Origin of the sequence: Nocardiopsis aegyptia (assembly GCF_013410755.1) — a bacterium.
Classification (GTDB): domain Bacteria; phylum Actinomycetota; class Actinomycetes; order Streptosporangiales; family Streptosporangiaceae; genus Nocardiopsis; species Nocardiopsis aegyptia.
In genome coordinates this window covers 5,442,817-5,464,216 of record NZ_JACCFS010000001.1, presented here as the reverse complement: position 1 = coordinate 5,464,216, position 21,400 = coordinate 5,442,817, and the positions used below count along the sequence as shown (strand labels likewise).

22 protein-coding genes and 1 pseudogene are annotated in these 21,400 nt (G+C 71.7%); 14 read left to right on the top strand and 9 right to left on the bottom strand.

Annotation, left to right across the window (positions count from 1 at the left end; all coding sequences use genetic code 11):
* Positions 1 to 64 precede the first annotated feature (64 nt).
* Together HNR10_RS24400 and HNR10_RS24395 are read left to right on the top strand one after the other, a co-directional pair.
* Positions 65 to 463, top strand: a complete 399-nt coding sequence (locus tag HNR10_RS24400; RefSeq protein ID WP_179827364.1) for an N-acetyltransferase — start codon at positions 65 to 67, stop codon at positions 461 to 463.
* Positions 460 to 915 (top strand): carboxymuconolactone decarboxylase family protein, encoded by a 456-nt coding sequence (locus HNR10_RS24395; RefSeq protein ID WP_179827363.1) that lies wholly within the window; start codon positions 460 to 462, stop codon positions 913 to 915. The genes HNR10_RS24400 and HNR10_RS24395 overlap by 4 nt, the downstream gene beginning before the upstream one ends.
* A gap of 202 nt (positions 916 to 1,117) precedes the next feature.
* On the opposite strand, the gene HNR10_RS24390 is transcribed toward HNR10_RS24395, so the two are convergent.
* The 5 genes from HNR10_RS24390 to HNR10_RS30870 all read right to left on the bottom strand — a co-directional run bounded on the left by HNR10_RS24390 (position 1,118) and on the right by HNR10_RS30870 (position 5,859).
* Positions 1,118 to 2,980: a carboxylesterase/lipase family protein gene (locus HNR10_RS24390; RefSeq protein ID WP_179827361.1), complete on the bottom strand. Its 1,863-nt coding sequence runs from the start codon at positions 2,978 to 2,980 to the stop codon at positions 1,118 to 1,120.
* Between the two features lie 127 nt (positions 2,981 to 3,107).
* Positions 3,108 to 3,416 (bottom strand): GNAT family N-acetyltransferase, encoded by a 309-nt coding sequence (locus HNR10_RS24385; RefSeq protein ID WP_179827359.1) that lies wholly within the window; start codon positions 3,414 to 3,416, stop codon positions 3,108 to 3,110.
* Between the two features lie 162 nt (positions 3,417 to 3,578).
* On the bottom strand, positions 3,579 to 4,418 hold the full coding sequence (locus HNR10_RS24380; protein ID WP_179827357.1) for an alpha/beta fold hydrolase: 840 nt from the start codon (positions 4,416 to 4,418) through the stop codon (positions 3,579 to 3,581).
* 276 nt (positions 4,419 to 4,694) lie between these two features.
* Positions 4,695 to 4,919 (bottom strand): (4Fe-4S)-binding protein, encoded by a 225-nt coding sequence (locus HNR10_RS24375; RefSeq protein WP_179827355.1) that lies wholly within the window; start codon positions 4,917 to 4,919, stop codon positions 4,695 to 4,697.
* A 310-nt stretch (positions 4,920 to 5,229) separates the two neighbouring features.
* Positions 5,230 to 5,859, bottom strand: a complete 630-nt coding sequence (locus HNR10_RS30870; protein WP_218897973.1) for a TetR/AcrR family transcriptional regulator — start codon at positions 5,857 to 5,859, stop codon at positions 5,230 to 5,232.
* 122 nt (positions 5,860 to 5,981) lie between these two features.
* Between HNR10_RS30870 and HNR10_RS24365 the strand changes: the two genes are divergently transcribed.
* Together HNR10_RS24365 and HNR10_RS24360 are read left to right on the top strand one after the other, a co-directional pair.
* On the top strand, positions 5,982 to 7,031 hold the full coding sequence (locus HNR10_RS24365; protein WP_179827354.1) for a methyltransferase: 1,050 nt from the start codon (positions 5,982 to 5,984) through the stop codon (positions 7,029 to 7,031).
* 133 nt (positions 7,032 to 7,164) lie between these two features.
* Positions 7,165 to 7,890 carry a flavodoxin family protein gene (locus HNR10_RS24360; RefSeq protein ID WP_179827352.1) on the top strand — a complete coding sequence of 242 codons (726 nt, stop codon included), beginning with the start codon at positions 7,165 to 7,167 and terminating at the stop codon, positions 7,888 to 7,890.
* A gap of 48 nt (positions 7,891 to 7,938) precedes the next feature.
* Here the strand turns inward: HNR10_RS24360 and HNR10_RS24355 are convergent, their stop codons facing one another.
* On the bottom strand, positions 7,939 to 8,406 hold the full coding sequence (locus HNR10_RS24355) for a MarR family winged helix-turn-helix transcriptional regulator (RefSeq protein WP_179827349.1): 468 nt from the start codon (positions 8,404 to 8,406) through the stop codon (positions 7,939 to 7,941).
* Positions 8,407 to 8,539: 133 nt separating this feature from the next.
* On the opposite strand from HNR10_RS24355, the pseudogene HNR10_RS24350 reads away from it, so the two are divergent.
* Positions 8,540 to 8,731, top strand: a pseudogene (locus HNR10_RS24350) (helix-turn-helix domain-containing protein); the annotation flags it as partial.
* Positions 8,732 to 8,771: 40 nt separating this feature from the next.
* Here the strand turns inward: HNR10_RS24350 and HNR10_RS24345 are convergent.
* Entirely contained in the window at positions 8,772 to 8,984 is a 213-nt protein-coding gene (locus HNR10_RS24345; RefSeq protein ID WP_179827348.1) for a BldC family transcriptional regulator, read from the bottom strand.
* Between the two features lie 620 nt (positions 8,985 to 9,604).
* Between HNR10_RS24345 and HNR10_RS24340 the strand changes: the two genes are divergently transcribed.
* From HNR10_RS24340 to HNR10_RS24330, 3 genes are all read left to right on the top strand, one after another.
* Positions 9,605 to 10,627, top strand: coding sequence for an ATP-binding cassette domain-containing protein (locus HNR10_RS24340; protein ID WP_312889405.1), 1,023 nt, complete (start codon positions 9,605 to 9,607; stop codon positions 10,625 to 10,627).
* Positions 10,624 to 11,457 (top strand): ABC transporter permease, encoded by an 834-nt coding sequence (locus HNR10_RS24335; RefSeq protein ID WP_179827345.1) that lies wholly within the window; start codon positions 10,624 to 10,626, stop codon positions 11,455 to 11,457. Before HNR10_RS24340 ends, HNR10_RS24335 begins: the two co-directional genes overlap by 4 nt.
* A 149-nt stretch (positions 11,458 to 11,606) precedes the next feature.
* On the top strand, positions 11,607 to 12,803 hold the full coding sequence (locus HNR10_RS24330) for an AI-2E family transporter (protein WP_179829939.1): 1,197 nt from the start codon (positions 11,607 to 11,609) through the stop codon (positions 12,801 to 12,803).
* Positions 12,804 to 12,851: 48 nt separating this feature from the next.
* Here the strand turns inward: HNR10_RS24330 and HNR10_RS24325 are convergent, their stop codons facing one another.
* Both HNR10_RS24325 and HNR10_RS24320 read right to left on the bottom strand, forming a co-directional pair.
* A complete protein-coding gene (locus HNR10_RS24325) occupies positions 12,852 to 14,063 on the bottom strand; it encodes an MFS transporter (RefSeq protein WP_218897972.1) in 1,212 nt (403 codons plus the stop codon).
* Between the two features lie 202 nt (positions 14,064 to 14,265).
* Positions 14,266 to 15,231 (bottom strand): LysR family transcriptional regulator, encoded by a 966-nt coding sequence (locus tag HNR10_RS24320; RefSeq protein WP_179827344.1) that lies wholly within the window; start codon positions 15,229 to 15,231, stop codon positions 14,266 to 14,268.
* 110 nt (positions 15,232 to 15,341) lie between these two features.
* On the opposite strand from HNR10_RS24320, the gene HNR10_RS24315 reads away from it, so the two are divergent.
* From HNR10_RS24315 to HNR10_RS24290, 6 genes are read left to right on the top strand one after another with little or no spacing between them, the layout of a single operon-like run.
* Positions 15,342 to 16,334 (top strand): fumarylacetoacetate hydrolase family protein, encoded by a 993-nt coding sequence (locus HNR10_RS24315; protein WP_179827343.1) that lies wholly within the window; start codon positions 15,342 to 15,344, stop codon positions 16,332 to 16,334.
* Positions 16,334 to 17,362, top strand: a complete 1,029-nt coding sequence (locus tag HNR10_RS24310; RefSeq protein ID WP_179827341.1) for a cyclase family protein — start codon at positions 16,334 to 16,336, stop codon at positions 17,360 to 17,362. Before HNR10_RS24315 ends, HNR10_RS24310 begins: the two co-directional genes overlap by 1 nt.
* 7 nt (positions 17,363 to 17,369) lie before the next feature.
* Positions 17,370 to 18,497, top strand: coding sequence for an FAD-dependent oxidoreductase (locus HNR10_RS24305; protein ID WP_179827340.1), 1,128 nt, complete (start codon positions 17,370 to 17,372; stop codon positions 18,495 to 18,497).
* Positions 18,494 to 19,498, top strand: a complete 1,005-nt coding sequence (locus HNR10_RS24300) for an amidohydrolase family protein (RefSeq protein WP_179827339.1) — start codon at positions 18,494 to 18,496, stop codon at positions 19,496 to 19,498. Before HNR10_RS24305 ends, HNR10_RS24300 begins: the two co-directional genes overlap by 4 nt.
* 5 nt (positions 19,499 to 19,503) lie before the next feature.
* On the top strand, positions 19,504 to 20,442 hold the full coding sequence (locus tag HNR10_RS24295; protein ID WP_179827338.1) for a VOC family protein: 939 nt from the start codon (positions 19,504 to 19,506) through the stop codon (positions 20,440 to 20,442).
* A 17-nt stretch (positions 20,443 to 20,459) separates the two neighbouring features.
* Positions 20,460 to 21,398 carry a fumarylacetoacetate hydrolase family protein gene (locus tag HNR10_RS24290; protein WP_179827337.1) on the top strand — a complete coding sequence of 313 codons (939 nt, stop codon included), beginning with the start codon at positions 20,460 to 20,462 and terminating at the stop codon, positions 21,396 to 21,398.
* The last annotated feature ends 2 nt before the right edge of the window (positions 21,399 to 21,400 follow it).

Sequence of the window (21,400 nt, the reverse complement as noted above, 5' to 3'; positions counted from 1 at the left end):
CCAAGCACTTACCGGAGACCGGGCCGAACACCGTGCCCGCAGACAAGCGAGAGAGGTGTCCGACATGACGGAACAGCGAACGGACAAGACGGGCGCGCCCGTGTCCATCGCACTCGACCAGGACCGCGCCATCAGCGCCTACACCGTGAGCGTGGACGGGGGAACTCTCGCCGGACGCGCGGAGTTCGTCGACCCGCCGCAGGCGGCCGACGAGCGCGTGTTCTTCCACACCGAGGTCGCGGAGGAGTTCGGCGGGCGGGGCCTGGCCGGGCTGCTCGTCCGCGAGGCCCTGACCGACAGCATTCGCAGGAACCTCACCGTCGTGCCCGTGTGCCCGCTGTTCGCCAGGCACCTGAAGGAGCACGGCGACGAGTACGAGGCCGAGGGCGGGAAGTTCCGCCGGCCCAGACCAACCGACCTCGCGCTGGTCAAGGAGACGGTCGAGAACGCGGGTGACGCGTGAACGCCGAACGCCCCTTCATCGACAAGGAACACCCCAAGGTCTACGGGGCGATGCTCAAAGCGGCCAAGGCCTCCCGGACCGCGTCGCACGAGGCCGGTCTGGGCGACGACCTCATCGAGATGGTCAACATCCGGGTATCCCAGATCAACGGTTGCTCGACCTGCCTGAGCATCCACTTCCCCAAGGCCCGCAGAGCCGGGGTGGAGCAGAGCACCCTGGACGTGCTGCCCGCATGGCGCGAGACGAAGCTGTTCACGGATCAGCAGCGGGCCGCGCTCGGCCTGGCAGAGTCCCTGACCGTGATCGACCCGGCCCTCGACCGGCAGGCCACCAACGCCCGTGCGGCCGCCCACCTGACCACCGCCCAGATCTCCGCGGTGGAGTGGACGACCACCCTGATCAACGCGTTCAACCGCATCTCGATCGCCAGCGGGCATCCGGTGATCGGGTAGGCGCAGGCGGAGGCCTCGCTCGCCGAGCTCATCGAGCGCACCGGTGCCTCGGAGGTCCTCGCGAACGTCAGCGCCCACGACCGCGACGAGGTCCGGAGGACGGACGACTTCCCCGCGTCCCTCCAGACCCCTGAGCGGATCGAGGTCCGGCCGTACGTGCGTCCCGACACCGGCGGGGCGCACGTACGGCGGTCACCCCTCCTCAGGGGACCGGGCCGTCGAACTCCATCCAGAAGTCGACCGTCTCCGGGCGCGGGCGGGGCGCCACCGCGCTGCCACCGTCGAACTCCATGACCTGTTCGGGCTCCCGGGCCACCGTGGGCCAGGCAGGCAGGCCGGGCCCGTTGGGGTCGCCGGTGCGCGCGAAGTCGATCCAGTAGGCGCTCATCTGGTCGCGGAGCCGGTAGTCGGTCCCGGTGTAGGCGGCGTCGCTGTCGGCGCCGAGGTTGTCGTAGGCGTAGGGCACCTCCGCTCCGTGGTAGGCGCCGTACTTCTCCAGGTCCTCGTCCGGCGGGACGTGGGAGAAGAAGTAGAGGAAGGCGTCCGACGCACCGGACCGTGTCTGCAACCGAGCCCAGCGGTGCATCGCCCGGGTCATGACCTTGTCCGTCCGGGCCTGCAGGAGCGAGTCGAGGACCTGTTCCTCGGTCTCTCCGGGGTAGAGCTCCAGGAACCGTTGCGCGTCCTCGCCGTGCTCCTCCTGAACCGAGGCACGGTACTCGTCGACGTCGGTGTCGGGTGGCAGGGCCAAGGCCAGGGAGGCCTCGTCCGCGTTGCTGCCGACCAGGAGCGGCACGTCCAACTGATCTCCTGAGGCGTAGACGTCCGCGGGTGCGGTGGAAAGGACGTGGCCGTCGACGAAGGGCCGCCAGTGGCCGGCCAGCGGTTCCGCGGCGTCCAGGATCCGGTTCAGGGGCATCGCCCGCATCTCCTCGAGGGTGGCTCCGCCCAGCTCCTCGCTCAGGCGGAGCCCGGCGTCCGTGGCCGTCTCGCGGGTGTCGAACTGGTCACCGTCCTCGGTGTCTCCGGTGGTGCCCATGCAGGCTCCGCTGCTCCCGATGAGGCCGTCCATGAGGTCTTCGGCCAGAGGGGTCGCGCCCAGGAGGCACACGCTCTCGCCGCCGGCCGACTCTCCGGCCACGGTCACCTGGTCGGGGTCGCCGCCGAAGGCCGCGATGTTGTCGCGGATCCATTCCAGGGCGGCGATCTGGTCCTGGATCCCGTAGTTGCCCGAGGCCTCGCCCCCGGATTCCCCGGCGAGGTCGGGATGGGCGAGGAAGCCCAGGACGCCGAGCCGGTAGTTGAGGGTCACGGTGATCACCTCGCCTCGGGAGGCTAGAGCGGCACCGTCGTAGAGCGGCAGCGCGCCGGAGCCGGTCGTGAACCCCCCGCCCGGGATGTAGACGAGGACGGGCAGCGGCTCCGCGCCGCGCTCGGCCGCCCGCCAGATGTTGAGGGTGAGGCTGTCCTCGGCAACCGGATACGGGTTGAGGAGGGTGCCCTCCAGCGGGACGTCGACGACCTGCGCGAGCGCTCGGGTGGTGAAGGCGGACTCGCTTTGGACGGGGACGTCGGAGAAGCGGTCGGCTTCGAACACCTCGGTACGCGGCGGCGGAGGCTGGGGCGCCCGCCAGCGCAGTCCTCCCTCCGGCGGCCGGGCGTAGGGGATGCCCGCGAAGACCTCGACCGTGCCGTGGTCGTCGAGGACCCCTCGGACCGGCCCCTCCCCGGTGTCGACAAGTTCGGTCGGGACGCGGTCCCGGCCTCCGGCGAGACGGTTCTGCGGTGCCGGGTAGGCGGCCACCGCCGTGGCGCTCACGAGTACGCCCACGAGCAGCCACGCCGCGGTGCGCAGCAGCCAGTGGCCACGCAGCCACCAGCGGGCCGTCGCGGCCAGGGCCGCGAGCAGCACGGCGATCAGCGCCCATCCCCACCAAGGGCTCTGGTTGAGCCACAGGAGCACACCGGCGACCACCGCGAGGGCGGGCAGCGGCAGCCGGCGCCGCAGGGGCTGGAGCCCGCGCAGGACACCGGCCAGTCGTGGCTTCGGCTCCTCGGTTCCCATCTCATTTCCCCCGGCACCCGGTCGCGCATGGCGTCCGGATGGCCTCGATCGTCAACACGCCGGGCACGCGCCCGGCCGGGGCGAACAGGCACCCGGCGGGCACCGTCGTCACCGAGGCCGTCTCCGTTCAGTCGCTGACATTGCTGCGGGACCGGTACAGCAGGTCCTGGTACTCCGGGTGGCGGGAGATCCAGCCCGCGAAGAAGGGGCAGGTCGGGAGGACCCCCAGGCCGGCGGAGCGGGCCTCGTCCAGAGCCGTGCGCACCAGTGCCGATCCGACCCCCCGGCCCTCGTACTCCGGCGACACCTCGGTGTGCACGAACGCGATGAGCTCGTCCGTGCGGATGTACTGCGCCAGTCCGGCCACGCCGGTCGCCCCGTCGATTCGTGCCTCGTAGCGCTTCGCCTCGGGCGCGTCACTCACTTCAACAGCCATGCCTTCTCCTTGTCTTCGGGTGTGGACCCGCACTCGGTTCGCGCGGATCGGACGAGTCGTCCGTGCGTACGGGATCCGTGCCGTGCGGTCCGGCGGGAGGGTCTGCGCCGGACCGCACGGATCCGGGTGCGCCGAGGACGGCCGGCGGTCCTCGGGCGACCGCTAGCGGAGGAAGTCCAGGAGGGCGGTGTTGACCTCCTCGGCGTGCGTCCACAGCAGCCCGTGCGGGGCGTTGTCGACCTCCACGTACCGTGCCTGGGGCAGGAGCTCGCGGAACCGACGGGCCGTGGCGTCGATGGGCAGGATGTTGTCCGCGGTGCCGTGCAGGATCAGGGCCGGCTTGCCGCTGGCACGGACCGCCTCGACATCGGCGCGGAAGTCCTCGATCCAGGAGGGGACGACCGCGTAGGCCGCCACCGGGGCGCTGGAAACCGCCACGTTCCAGCTGTTGGTGACCGCCTCCTGGCTGATCCGAGTACCCAGGTTGTCGTCGAGATTGTAGAAGTCGGCGAAGAACTGCGTGTACCAGGCGTAGCGGTCTCCCTTGGCCGCGGCCTCGATACCATCGAAGACGTCCTGCGGCACCCCTTCGGGGTTGTCGTCCCGGGCGACCAGGAAGGGCTCCAGCGAGGCAAGGAAGGCGAGCTTGGCGACCCGCTCGTGGCCGTACCGGAACACGTAGCGGGCGAGCTCGCCGGTACCCATCGAGAACCCGACCAGGACCACGTCGCGCAGGTCGAGCGTGGTGAGCACGGTGTCCAGGTCGGCGGCGAACGTGTCGTAGTCGTACCCGGAGCCGACCTTGGACGACCTGCCGAACCCGCGGCGGTCGTAGGTGATGACGCGGTACCCGGCCGCGAGCAGTTCCCGGGTCTGGCGCTCCCAGCTGTGCCCGTTCAGCGGGTAGCCGTGGATGAGCACGACGGGCCGGCCCTCGCCCTGGTCCTCGTAGTAGATCTGTATAGGGGAGCTGTTCTCGTTTCCGACAGTGACGTAACCCATGATCTGCCTTCTCTCAGCTTTCGGATCGTGCGGCGAAGGGGCGTGATCGCACCGAAGCCGTGTTCTCCCTGGGCACTGCAGCCATGACGGACCCTGTTCCCGATATCAGGTCAAGCGGAACCGCGCTTCGGGTCGGCATGGCCTGACGCGCCGTCCCGCCCACCAATGCACACCGCGGCGTTTGCGCCGGCCACGGTGCGCTGTGGCTCCCAGGAGAACCCCCCAGGCCTGTACCTGCCCCCATGGTCCTCGCCCGCTTGCTCGGATGCCGTCGTCTCATCCGACGCGGCGGTACTCCAGCGCACCCGAAGGACAGCGCCGCACCACCTCGGCCGTGCGATCGGCGGAGGCGTTGTCCGGCTGGATCCACGGACGCCGCTCGATGTCGAACACCTCGGGCAGACCACGGACGCACTCGGCGGCGTGCCGGCAGCGCCCCGCCTCGAAGGTGACCGCGATCGAACGCCCCTCGTACGTCTTCCTGCCGGATCCGCCGCTCATGTCCGCCCCCGTCACCGCGGTGCCCGTCGTCGACCGGCGTGGTCCGGTCCGGGCCCGCTTGGTTCGACCTGGTGGTCACGCTAGCAACATCTAGTTGACTCATCAACCCACTGATTAAGAATTGACCGACGGCCTCTCGATCTTCGCAAGGCCAAAAAGCCACGTCATGGCCGCTTTTTTGCACTCCTCGGCACGACCGGTGCTTGATGATTAGTCAACCAATGGGGTTCAATCATGCGCATCACCGCCGGAGCACCGACGGTCCGGCCGCAGAGCGACCATGGGGGTGAGGGCGATCCGACAGGCGGCGTCAGCCGGAGCCGGGACCGCGCAGGGCCGCGACCGCCTGGGCGCCGAGCCAGGATTCGGCCCGTCCGTAGTCCCAGCCGCAGTCCTTGAGCAGCGTGCGCCAGGCGGCGATCCCGAAGCAGAACCAGAGGCGGTCAGAGACCTCCTCGACGTCCAGGCGCTCGGAGACGAACCCCTTCGCGACGAGGACGGTCGCGGCTTCGCGCAGCGCGCCGCGGTAGCTCCCCACGACCTGCCCCCAGATCCGGTCGGCGCCCTCGTCGCCCATCGAGGCGTACAGCAGGTCGATCGAGTCGCTGAAGCGTTCGTGGTCGGAACGGGTGCCCCGGGCGAGGCAGGCGGCGGCCGCGGCCAGGTCGGGCGCGGAGCGGAGTTCCTCGATGGTCGCGGAGGCCGCGGATTCGGCCACGTCCAGCCTGAGCAGTTCACGCAGGAGTTCGGACTTGGTTCCGGCGCTGGCGTAGACGGTCTTGACCGCGGTTCCGGCCTCACGAGCGATGTCGGCCATGGTCACCCGCAGGTACCCGCGGCTGACGAACAGCCCCCGCGCCGCGTCGAGGATCTCCTCGCGGGTGCGGGCGGCGTCGCGTTCGCGACGGGGGGAGCGGTAGGCCCTGGGCTCGGAAGACACGTTTGGATTCTATCTTCTGCACACTTGACGCATTCAATGCACACAGCCTAACCTCAATTTTGGCCGACAGCTGCGCCGCACTGCCGAGCGTGCGGACCGAACCCAGTGAAACGAGATTCACCATGGACCCAGAAGCTGCATCGGCCCCCTCGAACGAGCAACCCGCCGGCCCGCTCTCCGCCCGCATGGCGGAGATGCTGTCGGGGTTCGCCGTCTCGCAGGCCCTCTACGCGGTCGCCAAGCTCGATCTCGCGGCGAAGCTGCTCACGGGACCGCGCACACCGGCCGAGTTAGCGGAGGAGACCGGCGTGCTCGAGGACCCGCTGCACCGGCTCCTGCACACGCTCAGCGGTGTCGGTGTGGTGACCCACCAGGAGGGCGGCCGCTTCGCCGTCACCGACCTGGGCGCCACCCTGGCCGAGGGGACCCCCGGCTCCCTGCGCGGAACAGCACTGCTGTGGATGGAGACCCACTACGAGGCGTTCGGGGACCTGCTCGGCACGTTGCGGACCGGCAGCACCGGGTTCGCGCTGCGCCACGGCCAGGAGTTCGTCCCCTACCTGCGCGAGCACCCGGAACACCTGCCCAGCCTGACCTCCGCGATGGCCGAGCTGAACGAGGGGCCGCGTCAGGCCCTGCTGTCCGACTACCGGCTCCCGGAGGGCGAAGTCGTCGCGGACATCGGCGGGGCCGACGGTTCGGTGCTCGCGGCCCTCCTCGCCGACGATCCCCGGCGGCGCGGCGTCGTCATGGATCTGCCCGGGGTCGTCCCCGCCGCCACCGCCCGGATGAGCGCGGCCGGGCTGGCCGACCGGGTGAGTGCGGTCGGCGGGGACTTCTTCGCCGGGGTGCCCTCGGCCGACGTCTACCTGCTGTCCGCGGTACTGCACGACTGGCCCGACGAGGACTGCGCCCGGCTCCTCGCGCGCATCACCGAGGCGGCCCGGCCGGGCGCCCGGCTGGTCGTGATCGAGTCGCCGCTGCCCCTGGGCGACGAGCCGCACCCGAGCAAGCTGAGCGATCTGATCATGTTGACGATGGCGGGCGGGCGGGAACGTCCCGAGTCCGAGTACACGACTCTTCTGGGCGCCGCCGGGTTCGTCGTCGACAGGACCGTCGTGGCCCCGGTCGGCGGCTACTGCGCCATCGAGGCGACCCTCAAGGCCGGTTGAAGACCGCACACCGTACCCTCACCAAGCCGAAGGCCCGCCACCGATTCGCCCCCCTTCGCCGCCGATCGGCGGACCGGGGGACACCTACACTGAGTGACCGGTCGACCCGGCCGGACCTCCGGAAGGACATCCGATGACCGCTCCCGTGAGCGAGAGGCCCGACTTCAGCGGGCTGCGCGCGCTCTACATCAACTGCACCCTCAACCGGTCCCCGCAGCCCAGCCACACTCAGGGGGTGATCGACCGCAGCGCGGCGATCATGGAGGCGAACGGGGTCGGCGTGGACCAGTTCCGCGCCGTCGACCACGACATCGCCACCGGAGTCCGCCCGGACATGACCGAGCACGGGTGGGAGACCGACGAGTGGCCCGCACTGCTGGAGCGGGTCCTGGCCGCCGACATCCTGGTCATCGGCGGACCGATCTGGCTGGGCGACAACAGTTCGGTGACCCGTCGGGTGATCGAGCGGCTCTACGGCTACTCCGGCGTGCTCAACGAGCATGGGCAGTACGCCTACTACGGGCGCGTGGGCGGCGCCCTGCTCACCGGTAACGAGGACGGCCTGAAGCACTGCGCGATGAACATCCTCTTCAGCCTGCAGCACATCGGCTACACGATCCCGCCCCAGGCGGACGCGGGTTGGATCGGTGAGGTCGGCCCCGGTCCGTCCTACCTTGACGAGGGCTCCGGCGGCCCGGAGAACGACTTCGCCAACCGCAACATCAGCTTCATGACCTACAACCTGATGCACACCGCCGCGATGCTCCGCCGTGCCGGCGGCTTCCCGGCCTACGGCAACCAGCGCGCGGCCTGGGACGCCGGCTGCAGTCCCGACAACGCCAACCCCGAACACCGTTGACCGCGGGGGAAGGCTGACACGCATCCACGCGAAGGCCGTGCCGCCGAATCAGTCCGGCTGCTTCTCCATGTGGTCCAGGACTCGCTGAGAGAGCCGGGCGAAGGTGTTGAGCTGGTTCGGCGTCATGGCCTCGATGAACAGACGGCGGACGTGCTCGACGTGGACGGGCGCGGCCTCCTGGATCGCCTCGTAGCCGAGCGTAGTGGCGACGACGAACGCTCCGCGCGCGTCGTCGGGACACTCCTTCTTGGCCACGAGCCCGCGCTTGACCATCCGCGAGATCTGGTGGGACATGCGGCTCTTCTCCCATTCGGCGAGCTTGGCCAGCTCCAGGAATCGCATCTGGCCGTCCTTCGCCTCGGTGAGCCGGACGAGCACCATGTAGTCCGCGGCGGACAGCCCGGAGTCGGAGCGGACGAGGCGGGACAGCCTTCCGATGAGTGCTTCCTGCATACGGATGAAGTTCTCCCAGGCCCTCTGTTCGTCAGGACTGAGCCAGCGTGGTTCCTCATTCATGTGCGCATTCTACAGAATTCGTTGACACTTCATCGAAATAGGCCCACATGACGACGGCGGCGACCCCGGCGGCCGGGCGTCCCGCCTCGGGTTTCGATCGCTCAGGGCAGAGGGAAGGGAGAGGAGTCTCCCGATGCTCAGCAGTGAACTCGCCGAGCTGGCCGGTGTTACCGTCCGCACACTGCGCCACTACCACCAGATCGGCCTGCTGCCCGAACCCCCGCGCTGGACCGGGGGCTACCGTCGCTATGACGCGGGCGACCTCGTGCGACTCCTGCGCATCACGAGGTTGACCGCGCTGGGCGTACGCCTGTCCGTGCTCCCGGATGGCCCCTGTCTCAACGGGATGACTCAGGCGGGCCGAGCTAGCGGTCGACGATGGTCACCGCTCCTTTGACCAGAAGGGCACGAACCTCCACCGGGAGGTATCGGCGATGCCCACCCAGGGTGCGGATCGAGGAGAGCTTGCCCGCCCTGGCCCAACGGGTGACGGTCTTGGGGTCGACACAGAACAGGGTGGCGACCTCGGCGGGCGTGAGCAACTCACCCGTGGTCGGCGCAATGCTTCGTACGGCCATGGGATTCCTTGCGGTGGAGAGAGCACATGGATGTGGAGGAGCGCATCGTCGTCTACTGGTCGACGCAAGCGCGAGACAGCTCTGGGAGCCCCTACTACGGGCGGTCAGGGGCAAGGCGGCGGCTCGCCTCCCTCAGCTCTGCGGCTTCGTCTGGTGAAAGCCCCAATGCTCCGGAGATCCGCCCCAGCACTCCCCCGTCGGAAGCAGGTATCCGTTTTCGAGTCGCAGCACCGCGCTCTCCGCGCACAGGGCACGGGCGGCGACAGCACTGATCGTCAGCCCCTGCTCGCCCACGCCCGCAGCGCCCTCATGTCGGGCAGTTCGCGCAACTCGAGAACGGTCCTCGGTTTCGTCATCACGTGGCCTCCGCACCCGCCCTGCGCAGTTCCGACGCGGCGGCCGTGGCCAGATCGGCAAGCCGCTCGAGAGCGGCGATCCGCACCTTCCACCCGGGCCGCGTACCGACGACCCCCTGAGCGTGCGCCACGGACCCGACCCGGTGGCACGGACCCGGTGGGAATGACCCGGTGGGGAATGACCCGCGCCCCGATTGCGTTGGGCTGTCCACGGACCGGCCGGCGCCCGCGGCCGCGCGCGGGCGCCGTTCCGCGGGAGGCGACGTGACCGCAACCGTGCCCGAACTCGCCATCGAAGCCTCCGGCCTGGTCAAGGACTTCGGCCGGACCCGCGCCGTGGACGGGGTCGACCTGTCCGTGCCCACCGGACTCGTGTACGGCTTCCTGGGACCCAACGGCGCAGGCAAGACCACGACCATGCGCATGCTGGCCACCCTGTTGCGCCCCGACGGCGGTGGAGCCCGCGTGCTCGGCCACGACGTCGTCCGCGAGGCCGACGCCGTCCGCTCCCGCGTCGGCCTGACCGGGCAGTTCGCGTCCGTGGACGACGACCTGACCGGTGTGGAGAACCTCGTCCTGCTGGGCCGGCTCTACGGCTACGGCCGGGCTCGGGCCCGACGGCGGGCCGGCGACCTGCTCGACGCGTTCGGGCTGGCGGACGCCGCCGACCGCCTGGTGAAGAACTACTCCGGCGGCATGCGGCGCCGGCTCGACATCGCGGCGAGCCTCGTGGTCACGCCGGAGCTGATGTTCCTCGACGAGCCCACGACCGGCCTGGACCCGCGCAGCCGCAACCAGGTCTGGGACATCGTGCGCGCGCTCGTGGACGCGGGGACGACCGTCCTGCTCACCACCCAGTACCTGGACGAGGCCGATCGGCTCACCGGGCGGATGGCCGTGATCGACCACGGCACCGTCATCGCCGAGGGGACCCCGGACGAGCTCAAGGCCGCGGTGGGCACGGGCTCGCTGCACGTCCGGGTGCGCCGGCCCGAGCAGCGCGAGGAGGCCGCGCGGCTGCTCGAACGCCTGCTGGAGGTGCCCGTCCGGCGCGAGGGCGATCCCGCGGCCCTGTCCGCCCGTGTCTTCGATCCCGACCGCGTCGCGCACGCGCTGGGCGCGCTCTCCGACGACCGCGTCGACGTCACCCACTTCGCCCTGGGGCGGCCCAGCCTCGACGAGGTCTTCCTCGCGCTCACAGGGCATCCGGCCGACCCGGACGACGACCCGGGTGACGGCGTGGCCGACCCTGACGCGGGGACCGCGCCCGAGGAGGGAACGGCATGACCACCACCCGGACCGGTGAACCCGACCAGCGGCACCTGCGCGGGGTCCTCGCCTCCGGCGCCCGGCCGCCGCGCCCCAGCGCCCTGTCCGCCTCGCTCACCTTCGGCTGGCGGGCGCTGCTGAAGATCAAGCACGTGCCCGAGCAGCTCTTCGACGTCACGCTCTTTCCGGTCCTGTTCCTGCTGATGTTCACCTACCTGTTCGGCGGGGCGATCGTGGGGTCCACCGAGGAGTACCTCCAGTGGGTCCTGCCGGGGATCCTGGTGATGACGGTCGTCATGATCACCCTGTACACGGGCGTCACCCTGAACACCGACATCACCAAGGGCGTCTTCGACCGCTTCCGGTCCCTGCCGATCTGGCGGCCCTCGCCGCTCGCCGGCGCGCTGCTGGGCGACGCCGTGCGCTACACGATGGCGTCGCTGGTGGTCATCGTGCTGGGGCTGGCCCTGGGCTTTCGCCCCGAGAACGGTGTCGTGGGCGTGGTGCTGTCGGTGCTGCTGCTCATCGTGTTCTGTTACAGCCTGTCGTGGATCTGGACCCTGCTCGGGCTGGTGCTGCGCACACCGAACTCCGTCATGACCGTCAGCATGGTCGTGATGTTCCCGGGGACCTTCCTGAGCAACATCTTCGTCGACCCGCGGACCATGCCCGGCTGGTTGCAGGCCTTCGTGGACGTCAACCCGGTCACCCACCTGGTGACGGCGATCCGCGGCCTGATGCACGGGGGCGTCACCGCCGGCCAGATCGGCTGGGTGCTCGCGGCGTCGGCGGTGATGGTGGCGCTGTTCGCCCCTGTCACGATGTATCTGTACCGCAACCGGAACTGACCGGCCCCGGGAACCGTTGTCGTCCGGTAGAACGGGAGGAGTCCCGGGCTCGCGGCGAAAGACACCTGTGGGCTGAACGGAGAGGGAAGTCCGACGTGCCCACGAGTGCCACACCCCGCCCCGCCCCGCGCGCCGACCGCCGTGGCGGCATGCCCCCGTGGCTGCCCCGCGCGATGATGCTCGCCATGTGGATCGTCACGGCGTTCGGCGTCGTGCTGTGGCTGTTCCTCCAGTTGCAGGGCCTCATCGTGCTGCTGCTGATCTCCCTGTTCCTCGCGCTCGCGCTGGAGCCGGCGGTGAACTGGCTGCACCGGCACCGCTGGCCGCGCGGACCCGCCACGGGCGCGGTCATGCTGCTGGTCCTGGTGCTGACGGGGGCCTTCCTCAGCCTGCTGGGGTCCATGCTGATCGGGCAGGTGCTGGCCTTCGCCGCCGAGGTGCCCGCGATGCTCCGCGCCGGGCTGGACTGGTTCAACGCCGCGTTCAACACGAGCTACTCCCCCACCAACCTCATCGACGAGGTCTCCAGCGCGAGCGGTGTGGTCGAGCAGTACGCGTCGAGTATCGCCAACAACGTCCTGGGGGCGGGGACGACCGTCCTGGCGCTGCTGTTCAACGGACTGACGATCGCGCTGTTCACCTTCTACCTGTGCGCCGACGGCCCGCGCTTCCGCCGGGTGATCTGCTCGGTACTGCCTCCCCGGACGCAGCGCGAGGTGCTGCGGGCGTGGGAGATCGCGATCGCCAAGACCGGCGGCTACCTGTACTCGCGGGCGCTGATGGCGCTGGTGTGCGCGGTCGCGCACTGGGTGCTGCTGGTCGCGCTGGACATCCCGTACGCGGTCGCGCTGGCGCTGTGGGTCGGCGTGCTGTCCCAGTTCATCCCCACCGCGGGTACCTACATCGGCGGCGCGGTGCCCGTCCTCGTGGCCCTGTTGCAGGGGCCCTGGGCGGCGGTGTGGGTGCTGGTGTTCGTCATCGTCTACCAGCAGTTCGAGAACTACCTGCTCCAGCCCCGGATCACCGCCAGGACGCTGGACATGCACCCGGCGGTGGCGTTCGGCTCGGTCCTGGCGGGCGTCGCGATCCTGGGCGCGCCGGGCGCGCTGCTCGCACTGCCGATGGGCGCGAGCCTGCAGGCCTTCATCGGCACCTACATCCGGCGCTACGAGGTCGAGGAGCACCCGCTGCTGAGCGCCGCCGTCGCCGGAACCGACCCCGCCGCCGCGACCGCCGGCGGTGAGGCCCCGGCCCCGGAGAGCGCGGACCGGGGTCCGCGCTCCCGGGCGGAGGCCCCGCCGGCCGACGACGAACGGTCCGGCCCGGAGCCCGACGAGCCCTCCTGAGGTCCGGGGACCCGCGGGTCCGAGCGCCGGACAGGGCGGGGGCCGGGTTCAGTGTCCGGCGTCCCGTGAACCCGGGACCGTGCGCATCGTGAACACGAGGAGCAGCGCCATCACCGCCGAGGCCGCGCCCAACAGCCCCAGGGCCGAGCGCAGGTCTCCGGTGCCGGCGCTGAGCCCGGTGATGATCAGCGGGCAGGCGAACTGTCCGATGAACAGCGTCCCCGTCCACAGTCCGGTTCCGCGTCCGCGCTGCTCGAAGGTCAGCCGGTTGACCGCCCACAGCACCAGCGTGGGCAGCAGAAGCCCCGTGCCGAACCCGGTGAGCACCGCTCCGAGGACGACGACCGCCACCGAGGGCGCCGCGAAGACGATGCCCAGGCCGAGCGCGGCCAACCCGAACTCGGCCGGCACGAGCACCCGCGGCGTCACGATGGCCACCTTCCCGAACAGCCCGGCGCCGACCGCCGTGGCCAGGGACATCGCGGCGCTGATCGCGCCCACGGCGGCGGTCGAGGTGACGCCCGCGCCGTCCAGCGCGTAGGACAGGTGCACGATGAGGGCGTAGAACACCACGCCGCCGAACAGGGTGACGCCGCACGGCCCGGCCAGACGGCGCCACGGCACGCGGACCGAGCCCCCTCCGCCGGTGCGCTCGGGCGCCCACAGGAGTTTGGCCATCGGCAGCACCAGCAGGACCGCGGCGAGGTAGAGCCAGAACGGGGACCGCCACCCCCACGCGCCCAGCAGTCCGCCCGCGAGCAGGAACACCGTGGCCGCACAGGTGGTCGTGAGCACCTGGAGCCCCAGGTACCGCGCCCGGCGCGCGCCGGACCAGTAGTCCCCGATCAGGGCCGTGCAGCAGGTCATGATGGCGGCCTCGAACAGCCCCAACAGCACCCGGCTGCCGACGATCGCGCCGAGCGTGTCCAGGTACAGGGGCGCGGTTCCCACCAGCGAGTAGCCGACCATCGCCACCAGCAGCACGCGTGTGCGGTCGACCCTGTCGACGAGCGCTCCGGCGAAGGGCGCGGTCAGGCCGATCACGAGGGCGGGGACGGTGAGCACCACCGGGACGAGGATCTCCGATCCCGGTGTTCCCGCGAACTCCGCGGCCATCCGGGGCAGCACGGGAGCGATGAGCACCGCACCGAGGATGGGCATACAGCTGGCCGCCAGCAGCAGGAGGAGCTGGAGCGGACCGGCTCTGCGCGCCTCCCCCGCGGGTGCTTCGGACGTGGGTTCGGCGTTCGTTTCGGGCACGACGGTACCTCGCAGTGGGGGGATGGTCGGGGGCGCGCGTCCGGAGGAGACGGCCGGCGCGGCGCCGCGGAGAACCCGGGGGAAGGACGTGTGTCCTGGATCACCCCGGTGCCGATGAGTCTGGCCCCGGGTCGTGCCATCGCGGAAGAGCGAATCCCCGATACCCGCCATCCGTCCGGTGGATGCCCCCGCCCGGAACCGCTCAGCCGGGGCGGTCGCCGACGCGATCGCCGGGGCCGTCGCCATCGCCGTCGCTGCCGAGGCGGTCGTCCAGTCCGGCCGCCGCCCGGGCCGCGGTGGCGCGCAGCCAGGCGTGCGCCGTGTCGTGCCGGTGGACCGGGTGCCACCACAGGGCCTCGCGGATCGGCGCCGCCGGGAAGGGGCAGGGCAGCACCCGCAGCCCCGAGTCCGGGCCGAGCCGCGCCGCGAGCCTGCCCTGGACCAGCGCCACCCGCCCCGTACCGCGGACCAGGTCGGGGAGCAGCTGGAAGCTGTGCGCGGACACCTCCACCCGCGGGTCCAGCCCCAGCATCCCGAGCTGGTGGGCCGCGGGCGCGTCGTAGGGGCGCCGGTACACGGCCCACGGCATCCGGCTCAGCGCGTCCATGGTCAGGGTCTCGCCGACCGCGTCGTTGCCGACATCCACCAGGCACACCCATTCGTCGCGGTACAGCTCCACGGCCGGGTACCCGCTGATGACGCCGTGCAGCATGAGGGCGCCGTCCACGCTGCCCAGCGCGGACTCGGTGGCCTCCACGATCGTGCCGGGCACCTGCCGGAAGTGCAGCCGGATCCCCGGAGCCTCCTCGTGCAGGACGCGGGCGAGCCGGGCGCCGAAGACCGCGATGGCGTAGTCGGACGCCAGGAGGGTGAAGTCGCGTTCCTCCGTCTCGGGGTGGAACTCCGCCCGGCTGCTGAAGAGCCGTTCCATGACCGAGCAGGCGTTGGCCGCGGGGGCGCGCAGGGCGTGGCCCAGGGGCGTCAGCTCGTAGCGGTTGCCCCGGCGGACCAGGAGTTCGTCGGAGAAGTGGCGGCGCAGCCGGGCCAGGGCGGCGCTGGTCGCGGGCTGGCTCAGTCCGATGCGGTCACCGGCCCTGGTGACGTTGCGCTCCTCCAGCAGGGCGCGCAGGGCGACCAGCAGGTTGAGGTCCAGATTCGCGATGTTCACACGCCTACCTCCGGCTATCCGTTTGCTGGATACTACTCATACGTGAGATCTATTTCACAAATCTCACCCGGTGGCTCAAGGTTAGGGGCATCACACCTGGAGGCAACACCGTGGAAACCCATCCGCCACTCGCCGGCCCCTTCGCCCTCGGTACCTTCTCCGTCGGCCACGGGGCCCCGTTCCCCGGCCTGCTCGTCGGCTCCGGGGTCCTGGACCTGCGGACCGTGCCCGAGCTGCGGATTCCGCCGGGGGCCACCCTGACCACCCTGGACCTGCTCGAACGCTGGGACTCCGTGCTCCCGGTCCTGCACCGGCTCGCCGAGTCCGGGTGGAGCGGCCGCCACGAGCTCGCCGACCTGCGCGTCCACCCGCCCGTGCGACCGCACCAGATCCTGCAGTCGGGGGCCAACTACCGCACACACGTCGTTGACCTGGCCGTCGCGCACGAGCCGGAGGGCGGCCGCCCCGCCGAGCGGGTCCGGGCCGAGACCGCCGCGATGATGGACCGCCGCGCCGCCGAGGGCCGGCCGTACATGTTCGTCGGCCTGCCCTCGTCGGTCACCGGCCCCTACGACGACGTCGTCATCCCGTCCTGGTGCGCCAAGCCCGACTGGGAGCTGGAACTGGCCGCGGTGATCGGCCGGCCCGCCCACCGCGTCGCGCCGGAGCACGCCCTGGAGCACGTGGCCGGCTACACGATCGCGAACGACATCACCGCCCGCGAGCTGGTCTTCCGCCGGGACATGCCCGAGATCGGCACCGACTGGCTGCGGTCCAAGAACGCCCCCACCTTCACCCCGCTGGGCCCCTACCTGGTCCCGGCGGCGTTCGTCCCCGATCCGGGCGACCTCCGGGTCACCCTGCGGCTCAACGGCGAGGCGATGCAGGACGAGTCCACCGAGGACATGATCTTCGACGTCGCCCGGCTGGTCTCCTACGCGTCGCAGACCACCGAACTCCTGCCCGGCGACCTGGTACTGACCGGCAGCCCGGCCGGCAACGGCATGCACTGGGGCCGCCTGCTGCGGGACGGCGACGTCATGGAGGGCACGGTCACCGGGCTGGGCCTCCAGCGCAACACCTGCGTGGCGGAGGAGGCGTGATGTCCGACCGCACCCGCACCACGGGACCCGAGACCGCCACGCCGAACCGTGTCCTCCCCGACCCCGCCGCCCTGGACCGCACCGATCCCGAGGGCGCCATCGCCACTGCCGCCGCCGCGTACTCCAACTGGGGGCGCTGGGGCGAGGACGACGTCCTGGGCACCGTCAACCACATCGACGAGGCCAAGCGGCGCGAGGCCGCCGCGCTCGTCCGGCTGGGGATCAGCTTCTCCCTCTCGCAGAGCTTCGACATGGACGGCCCCCAGAAGGGCTGGCGGCGCCGCACCAATCCCGTGCACACCATGCTCGACACCGGAGTGGACGCCGCACTGGGCAACCAGGGCTTCCCCCACGGCATCGGGGGCGCCGACGACGTGGTCTCCATGCCGTTGCAGTGCTCCACCCAGTGGGACGGCCTCGGGCACATCTTCGACCACGGCAGGGCGTGGAACGGCCGCGACGCCGCCGAGGTCGTCACCTCCGCCGGCGACCTGGTCACCGGCATCGAGCACATGGCCGGCCCGGTCTGCGGACGCGGCGTCCTGCTCGACGCGGGCCGGGTGCTGGGCGAGGACGGCGAGCTGCCCGACGGCTTCGCGATCACCACCGAGCACCTGACGGCCACCGCGCGGGAGCACGGCGTCGAGGTCGGCCGCGGCGACATCGTGTGCGTGCGCACCGGCCGGCTCGCCCGCGCCCGGCGGGAGGGCTGGGGAGAGTACGCGGGAGGCCCCGCCCCCGGCCTGTCCTTCACCACCGCCGACTGGCTGCACGGCAGCGAGATCGCGGCCGTGGCCACCGACACCTGGGGCTTCGAGGTCCGGCCCAACGAGTTCGACCACGCCTTCCAACCCCTGCACCAGGTCGCCATCCCCCACATCGGCCTGCTCATCGGCGAGATGTGGGACCTGGACGCCCTCGCCGAGCACTGCGCGGCCGACGGCGTCCACGAGTTCCTGCTGACCGCCGCGCCCCTGCCGGTCACCGGCGCGGTCGGCGCACCCGTCAACCCCCTGGCCATCAAGTGAGGTCCCCATGGCAGCCGTGAACACCGTCCTCGTCGTCGGGGCGGGCACCTCCGGCCTCGCCCTCGCCGTGCCGCTGGCACGGGCGGGCGTGCGCGTGGAGGTCGCCGAGATCAGGACGCGCACCGACACCCTGGGATCGGGTATCACCATCCAGGGCAACGCCCTGCGGGTGCTGCGCGACCTGGGGGTGTGGGAGGAGGTCGCCGCGCGCGGCTTCCCCTTCGACAGCCTCGGCATCCGCACGCCCGACGGCACCCTGGTCGCGGAGATCCCCGACGCCCGCACCGGCGGCCCGGACCTGCCCGCGACGCTGGGCATGGACCGGCCCGAGCTGGCCGCGATCCTCACCCGCGCCGCCCGCGGGGCGGGCGCCGTGATCCGGCCCGGTCTGACCGTGCGCTCCCTGACACCCTCCCCCGAGGACGTCGAGGTGCTCTTCTCCGACGGCACTTCCGGCCGCTACGACCTCGTGGTCGGCGCCGACGGCGTCCGCTCGGCCACCCGCCGCATGATGGGCGTCGACGACGTGCCCGAGCCGACCGGCATGGCCATCTGGCGCGTGCACACCCGCCGTCCTCCGCGGGTGGAGCGCACCGAGCTGGTCTACGGCGGCCCCTGCTTCATCGCCGGGTACTGCCCGACCGGCCCGGACACCATGTACGCCTACCTCGTGGAGCGCGCGCGGGACGACGCCCCCGCCGACGGCGCCGGGCGCGCGGCGCACATGCGCCGGCTCTCCGAGGGCTACGGCGGCGTGTGGGACACCCTCCGCGCCGACATCGCCGCGTCGGCCGACGTCAACTACACGTGGATCGAGTCGCTGCTGGTGGAGCGCCCCTGGAACCGCGGGCGCGTCGTCCTGATCGGCGACGCCGCGCACGCCTGCCCGCCCACCGTCGCCCAGGGCGCCGCCCAGGGGATGGAGGACGCCTGGGTCCTGGCCGAGCTGCTGCTCGGTGCCGACCGCGTGGACCGGGACCTGTTCGACGCGTTCACGGACCGGCGGTACGACCGGGTCCGGGCCGTGGTGGACGCGTCCGTGACCATCGGCCGGTGGCAGCTGGAGGGGGTCCGTGACGCGGACGTGCCCGGGCTGATGCGCGAGGTCGCCGCACTCGTGACGGAGCGCCCGTGATCATCGACGCCCACGCCCACGTCCTGCTGCCCGCCGTCGAACGGGCGGTGGCCGACCACCCGGGGCTCGCCGAGCACCGGGCCGCGGACGCGCGCCGCAACGGAGCCGAGGCCCTGGCGGTCAGCGCACGCATGGTGGGCAAGCGCCTGGACCGCCTGACCGATCCCGACCGCCGCCTCGCCGACATGGCGGCCGCGGGCGTGGACGTCCAGGTCGTCAGCCCCTCGCCGTCGCACTACCACTACTGGACCGACCCGGACCTGGCCGGCCGGACCCACCGCCTGGCCAACGAGGGCGTGGCCGAGCACTGCGCCCACGCCCCGGACCGGCTGGTGGGCCTGGGCCTGGTCCCGCTCCAGCACCCCGGCCTGGCCGTGGACCTGCTCGACCACGCGCTCTCCCTGGGCCTGCGGGGCGTGGAGGTCTCCTCCCACGCGCCCGGCCGGGAGCTGTCCGACAGCGCCTACGAACCGCTGTGGCGGCGGGCCGCCGAGACCGGCGCGGTCCTGTTCCTGCACCCCTTCGGCTGCACGCTCGACGAGCGCCTGGACCGCTGGTACCTGTCCAACATCGTCGGCCAGCCGACGGAGAACGCCGTGGCGCTGTCGCACCTGGTCTTCTCCGGCGTCCTGGACCGCCATCCGGACCTGCGGGTGCTCGCCGCCCACGGCGGCGGCTACCTGCCCACCCATCTCGGCCGCGCCGACCACGGCTGGCGGGTCCGCCCCGACGCCCGGGGCTGCGCCCGCCCGCCCAGCTCCTACCTGCGGCGGCTGTGGTTCGACTCGCTCGTGCACGACCCCGCCGTACTGCGCCACCTGGTCGGGGCGGCCGGCGCGGACCGGGTCGTGCTCGGTTCCGACCACCCCTTCGACATGGGCACGGACACACCCGTGGCCGCGCTGGAAGCCGCGGGCCTGGACCCCGGCGACCTCGCCGCGATCGGCGGCGGCAACGCCGCGGCCCTGTTCGGCCTGACCACCGACTCACCTGAGGAGTGACTCCCATGAGCGACCGTCTCATCACCCACCTGCGGCACGTCGCGCTCGGCGTGCCCGACTTCGACAAGCAGCAGAAGTTCTTCACCGACATGTGGAAGCTGACCGAGGCCGAGACCGACACCGGCCTGTCCTTCCTGGCCGCGGAGGGCTCGCCGGAGAACTACGTCGTCCGGCTCCGCAGAGCCCAGGAGAAGCGCGTCGACCTGGTCGCGTTCGGCGCGGCCACCATGGCCGACGTCGACACCCTGGCCGACCGGCTCATCCGCGCGGGCGTGCGGATGATCAGCGAGCCGGGTCCGATGGACACACCGGGCGGCGGCTACGGCGTGCGGTTCTTCGACGTGGACGGCCGCACGATCGAGGTCTCGGCCGACGTGGGCGTGCGCGTGCACCGCAAGGTGGAGGAGAAGGAGTCGGTCCCGGTCCGCCTGTCGCACGTCGTGCTCAACTCGCCCGACCTGGACCGCACCCGGCTCTGGTACGAGAGGCACCTGGGCTTCGCCCTGTCGGACACGCTCATGCACCCGAGGATGGGCAAGGTCATGCACTTCCTGCGGTGCAACGCCACGCACCACAGCATCGCCATCGCGCAGTGCCCGCACACCTCCCTGCACCACGTCTCCTTCGAGATGCGCGGCATCGACGAGTACATGCGCGGGACGGGGCGCCTGCTGCGCTCGGGCGTGCGCAAGATCTGGGGGCCGGGCCGCCACATGGCCGGGAACAACACCTTCTCCTACTTCCTCGACCCGCACGGCAACACGCTGGAGTACACGACCGAGCTGGAGCGCCTGGACGAGGACACCTGGCACCCGCACATGTACGACTTCTCCGACCCGGACGTCACCGACCAGTGGGGCACCGCCAACCCCATGGACGAGTTCGTCGCCAAGGAGTCCTTCAACGACCCCGACCGCGGCTGCTTCGTCGCCCCGCCCGTCTGAGACCGAACTGGAGCACCATGCGACTCGCGACCTACGAGTACCGGGGCCGGCGCCGCTGCGGCGTCGTCGAGGGCACGGCCGTGCGGCCCCTGCCCGAGGGCACCGAACTCCTCGCCATCGTCGGGGGCGCCCCGGTCCCGGACCCGGACGGGCCGCCCGTGCCGCTGGACCGGGTGCGACTCCTGCCACCGCTGGAGCCGCCCTCGGTCCGGGACTTCGTCACCTTCGAGGAGCACGTGGAGGGCGTGCGCCGCAGTGTGAGCGGCGCGGAGGGCGTGCCCGACGCCTGGTACGACGCCCCCACGTTCTACTTCGGCAACCCGGCGGCGCTGGTGGGGGCGCACGACGACGTCCCGGTCCCGCCGGGCTGCGCGGTCCTGGACTTCGAGTTGGAGGTCGCCGCCGTGGTGGGGGCGCCGGGGGGCGACCTCACCCCGGAGGCGGCCCGGGACCACATCTTCGGCTACACGGTCTTCAACGACTGGTCCGCGCGGGACCTGCAGTCGCGGGAGATGCGGGTGGGTCTGGGCCCCTGCAAGGGCAAGGACGGCGCCACCACCCTGGGGCCGTGGCTGGTCACCGCCGACGAGCTGGAGCCCCACCGCGACGCCGACGGGTTCCTGCGCCTGGCGCTGACCGCCGAGGTCAACGGGGAGGTCGTCGGCAGCGACCTGCTGTCGAACATGGGCTGGACGTTCGAGGAGATGCTCGCCTACGCCTCCCGGGGCACACGGGTGCGCTCGGGCGACGTCCTCGGTTCGGGGACCTGCGGCAACGGCGGCTGCCTGGCCGAGCTGTGGGGTCGCCGCGGGCGGCGTGAACCGCGACCGCTCGCTCCGGGCGACACCGTCACGCTCACCGTGGAGGGCATCGGCACCGTCGCCAACACGGTCGTGTCCGGCGCCCGGCCCGTGCCGCTGCCCCGCGCGCGCCGGCGTCCGCGCACCCGCCCCTGACC

Coding starts and splice junctions, on each gene's coding strand:
- HNR10_RS24400 (WP_179827364.1), top strand. CDS start 65: ATGACGGAACAGCGAACGGACAAGACGGGCGCGCCCGTGTCCATCGCA.
- HNR10_RS24390 (WP_179827361.1), bottom strand. CDS start 2,980: ATGGGAACCGAGGAGCCGAAGCCACGACTGGCCGGTGTCCTGCGCGGG.
- HNR10_RS24385 (WP_179827359.1), bottom strand. CDS start 3,416: ATGGCTGTTGAAGTGAGTGACGCGCCCGAGGCGAAGCGCTACGAGGCA.
- HNR10_RS24380 (WP_179827357.1), bottom strand. CDS start 4,418: ATGGGTTACGTCACTGTCGGAAACGAGAACAGCTCCCCTATACAGATC.
- HNR10_RS24375 (WP_179827355.1), bottom strand. CDS start 4,919: ATGAGCGGCGGATCCGGCAGGAAGACGTACGAGGGGCGTTCGATCGCG.
- HNR10_RS24365 (WP_179827354.1), top strand. CDS start 5,982: ATGGACCCAGAAGCTGCATCGGCCCCCTCGAACGAGCAACCCGCCGGC.
- HNR10_RS24360 (WP_179827352.1), top strand. CDS start 7,165: ATGACCGCTCCCGTGAGCGAGAGGCCCGACTTCAGCGGGCTGCGCGCG.
- HNR10_RS24355 (WP_179827349.1), bottom strand. CDS start 8,406: ATGAATGAGGAACCACGCTGGCTCAGTCCTGACGAACAGAGGGCCTGG.
- HNR10_RS24345 (WP_179827348.1), bottom strand. CDS start 8,984: ATGGCCGTACGAAGCATTGCGCCGACCACGGGTGAGTTGCTCACGCCC.
- HNR10_RS24335 (WP_179827345.1), top strand. CDS start 10,624: ATGACCACCACCCGGACCGGTGAACCCGACCAGCGGCACCTGCGCGGG.
- HNR10_RS24330 (WP_179829939.1), top strand. CDS start 11,607: ATGCCCCCGTGGCTGCCCCGCGCGATGATGCTCGCCATGTGGATCGTC.
- HNR10_RS24310 (WP_179827341.1), top strand. CDS start 16,334: ATGTCCGACCGCACCCGCACCACGGGACCCGAGACCGCCACGCCGAAC.
- HNR10_RS24305 (WP_179827340.1), top strand. CDS start 17,370: ATGGCAGCCGTGAACACCGTCCTCGTCGTCGGGGCGGGCACCTCCGGC.
- HNR10_RS24295 (WP_179827338.1), top strand. CDS start 19,504: ATGAGCGACCGTCTCATCACCCACCTGCGGCACGTCGCGCTCGGCGTG.
- HNR10_RS24290 (WP_179827337.1), top strand. CDS start 20,460: ATGCGACTCGCGACCTACGAGTACCGGGGCCGGCGCCGCTGCGGCGTC.